This window comes from Tunicatimonas sp. (assembly GCF_049647865.1).
GTDB lineage: Bacteria > Bacteroidota > Bacteroidia > Cytophagales > Cyclobacteriaceae > Tunicatimonas.
The window spans coordinates 1-3,101 of sequence record NZ_JBARYM010000525.1 but is presented as its reverse complement, the minus strand read 5'-3'; the positions used below and the strand labels follow the sequence as shown (position 1 = coordinate 3,101).

At 42.0% G+C, this 3,101-nt stretch carries 3 protein-coding genes; all 3 read right to left on the bottom strand.

The features are described from left to right. The coding region (locus WBA23_RS15550; protein ID WP_424583203.1) for a DEAD/DEAH box helicase at positions 1-354 on the bottom strand (354 nt) is incomplete at its 3' end. 20 nt (positions 355-374) lie between these two features. Continuing rightward, positions 375-2,291, bottom strand: coding sequence for an ABC-F family ATP-binding cassette domain-containing protein (locus tag WBA23_RS15545; RefSeq protein ID WP_424583202.1), 1,917 nt, complete (start codon positions 2,289-2,291; stop codon positions 375-377). Between the two features lie 233 nt (positions 2,292-2,524). Further along, a complete protein-coding gene (locus WBA23_RS15540) occupies positions 2,525-2,950 on the bottom strand; it encodes a DUF4199 domain-containing protein (RefSeq protein ID WP_424583201.1) in 426 nt (141 codons plus the stop codon). Positions 2,951-3,101 lie beyond the last annotated feature (151 nt).

Sequence of the window (3,101 nt, the reverse complement as noted above, 5' to 3'; positions counted from 1 at the left end):
AGTATCGCCACTGCGAACAGCTACTCGCCAAGGAACTTCTAAGCCTTCGGCGGCTCGCTCCATTGCTGAATGAATATCTTTGGCTAAAGCTTTTAGCGGAGTAATCCAGATAATTTGCAAACCGTTGGCCGAACGCTCAGAAAAATCTTCAGGATGCTGCTGGATGAACTCTAATAGGCAAGGAATCCAGAGGGCGTAAGTTTTACCGCTTCCGGTGGGCGCGTTTAATAATCCACTCTCACCACTCAGATACGCTTCCCATACTTCTTGCTGGAACGGAAAGGGCTGCCAACCTTGCTGCCGGAACCAGTTGTTTCCCGGGGCGAGTGCTGAATTAGAGACTTTTTTTATCACGCTGTTTCAACCCGCACTACTTAGCTTTGTTCCATAATCTCGGCTAACTCCAGCCACCGATCCGATTTTTTGTCTAGCTCCTTAACTACTTGTTCTAGCTGCTGAGATGTTTCGCTTAGCTCTTGATGGCTAGACTGGCCAGAAGTAGAAAGTTCATTCAATTGATGTTCCAGCGTAGCTTTTTCTTTTTCCAGCCGGCTAATGTCCGATTCTATCTGCTGGTATTCGCGTTTTTCATTATAAGTAGCTCTTCGGTCTTGCTTTTCTTCGGTAACTACTTTTGTATTAGCAGTGGGTTTTGACTTTTGAGTGGTTTTAGCATTGTTTCCTAATGCTTTTTCTCTTGCTTTCTCATCTCTCAAATCCGTGTAGTTACCCGGAAAGTCGCGGATGTATCCGCTATCTTGTTCAAAAACGAAAATGTGCTCCACCAACCGGTCCATAAAATAGCGGTCGTGGGTAACCAGAATTAAACAACCATCAAATTGAAGCAAAAAATCTTCTAAAATATTAAGCGTAATTAAATCCAGATCGTTGGTAGGTTCATCCAGAATCAGAAAGTTAGGATTTTTCATGAGCACCCGCAGTAGCTGTAATCGCCGCTTTTCCCCGCCGCTCAAATCTTTCACCCGCTGGTAATGCATATCCGTTGAAAACTGAAACCGTTGTAGCAGTTGCGAAGCAGTGATCACTTGCCCTTTTCCCAAATCAATTACTTCAGCTATTTCTTTTACTACATCAATCATCCGTAGATCATCCGAGAAGCTAATTTCTTGCTGGGTGTAGTAACCGAATACCGTAGTTGTACCCATATCCAACTGTCCTTCATCGGGGGCAAGTTGCTGGGTAATAATATTTAAGAACGTACTTTTCCCCGAACCATTAGGTCCAATAATTCCAATCCTATCTTTCCGCCGGAAAACGTAGGAAAAATTATCAATTAGCTCTTGGTCGCCAAAGGATTTGCTGATGTGCTCAATCTCTAGAATTTTTTTACCCTGCCGCCGCCCCTGAATACTAAGCTCAGTAGTATCTTGGCCTATCTTTTGATTGGCTTGGTCTTGCAGATCGTAAAAAGCATCTACCCTGTACTTGGCTTTGGTGCCCCGGGCTTTGGGCTGCCGCCGCATCCAATCCAATTCTTTACGAAGCAGATTTTGGGCTTTATCTACCGTAGCCTGTTGCTGGGCCATGCGCTCAGCTTTCTTTTCCAAAAAATTGGCATAGTTTCCCTGATAGCGAAAAACTTGCCCCTGATCAAGCTCCATTATTTCATTGGTTACTCTTTCCAGAAAGTAGCGATCGTGAGTTACCAACAGCAATGCCATATTTTGAGCAGAGATGTAGTTTTCTAACCACTCAATGGTGGCTAAATCGAGGTGATTCGTAGGCTCATCTAGAATTAAGAAATCAGGCTTCTCAATTAACGCTTTAGCAAGAGCAACCCGCTTGCGCTGTCCGCCCGATAAATTAGTTACCGGTCGGTCAATATCGTAGACACCCAGTTGGCCTAGTATCTGTTCAATCTGACTTTCGTAGTCCCAGGCGTGGCGACTATCAATCTGCTGAATTAAATCGGATAATCGCTCGCTGCCCGGATCTTGTTGCAGTAACTTTCGGTAGTCCTTTAATAGCGCCAGCGTTGGGTCATCACTATTATAGATGAAAGAAGCGATGGTATCTTTTTCGGCGAATTGCGGTTGCTGTTCAGCGTACGCCATCCGCACTCCCTGTGATAAAACTACTTCGCCCCGGTCAGGTACTTCCTTACCAGCAATAATTTTCAGCAGTGTCGACTTTCCTGAGCCGTTAATTCCCACCAAAGCTACTTTCTGTCCTGGCTCAATACCGAAAGAAACATCCTGAAAAAGAAATTTCTCCCGCCCTTCCATAGTAAGGTAATGCTTACTAAGTGTCTCTACTGATAAATAAATCATAATGCAAAGGTAACAGAAAGGCCAAAAAAAAAGTGAATCTATAAGACTCACTTTTTTCACTACTAATACAACAACCTAAAACTACTCAATCAAATCTTTATATCTATGTAACGGAAGCTTAGTCCGTAAATTACTTTCTTATTTTACTCTTAACACGAATTGCCTGGGTAAATGTTTCAAAAAAATGTTCACAAAAGTATCACAACTCTTAAACACCCATTAGTAGCCTTACTTTAATCGTGTACTTCAGCACTGGCTACTACTCGAGAAGGCTTGAAGAATTGCATGATACCGTAAGTAGCCAAGCATCCCGAAGCACTTCCTTCAATGACAATAGTGAAACCTACCAGAAATGGATTTAAGAAATCGCCGAAAAGCTCCTGCGTTTGAATAACTTCCATAAAGCCGGGATTAACAACTGATACGTAGAAAACAACCATGATGGCAAAGCTTACAGTTCCTATGATTGTAGACAATATTCCCAAGCTCAAGCCCTTCAAATACGATAATTTGCCGCTTTTCCTCTTTTTAAAATCTTGTACAGCCATTAGTATAAAGCTGGCCAGAATAATTAGGTTAAATGCACGTAATTCCAAGTTATGTTCCAAGCCAAAGGCTTTCATCAAAAAGAAAAAACCTGCTAGTACTAATGCCATCAAAATGCCGTAACGAAAACTTAACCACTCAATTGTATCTGTAATTACATTCCTCTCCTTATCTATTGGTGGTTTGTTATAAAAGAAGAACTTAGGTGTTTAACTATTTAGTAATAAAAACTACACAAATTTTAGCAAATTGTTTCTGGGACTA